The 422-nt window shown below is 68.7% G+C and carries 1 protein-coding gene; it reads left to right on the top strand.

Going from position 1 to position 422, the window contains the following annotated elements; translation table 11 throughout:
• Positions 1–422: carbon-phosphorus lyase complex subunit PhnI (locus tag EOA24_RS40670; protein WP_189354728.1), on the top strand; the 422-nt coding region annotated here is incomplete at both ends.

The following is a 422-nucleotide window of genomic DNA, read 5'->3' as shown; positions in this document are numbered from 1 at the left end:
CCCGACCTTCGACTACACCCACCGGCTGCTCGATCCCGAGCTTGCCGCCGGCGGCGACGTCGCCGAGCCCATGCAACGTGCCACCGAGGCCGAGCCCATGCCGCGCGTCTCGGCGATCCTCGCCCGCGAGGGCCTGATCGAGGCCGATGGCGAGATGCCGTTGGACCATGTGCCAGGCGATATCACCCGCGAGCCGCTGCAATTCCCGATGGCGCGCGACATCCGCCTGCAGGCGCTGTCGCGCGGCGACGAGGGCTTTTTGCTGGCGCTCGGCTATTCGACGCAGCGCGGCTATGCGCGCAACCACCCCTTTGTCGGCGAAATTCGCATCGGCGAGGTCGAGCTGGAGCTTGACGTGCCGGAACTGCCCTTCGCCGTGCCGCTGGGCTCGATCCGCGTCACCGAATGCCAGATGGTCAACC

The organism is Mesorhizobium sp. M2A.F.Ca.ET.039.01.1.1 (genome assembly GCF_003998035.1).
GTDB lineage: Bacteria > Pseudomonadota > Alphaproteobacteria > Rhizobiales > Rhizobiaceae > Mesorhizobium.
Note: the sequence above shows the minus strand (reverse complement) of the source record. Positions and strands in the feature narration are given on the sequence as shown.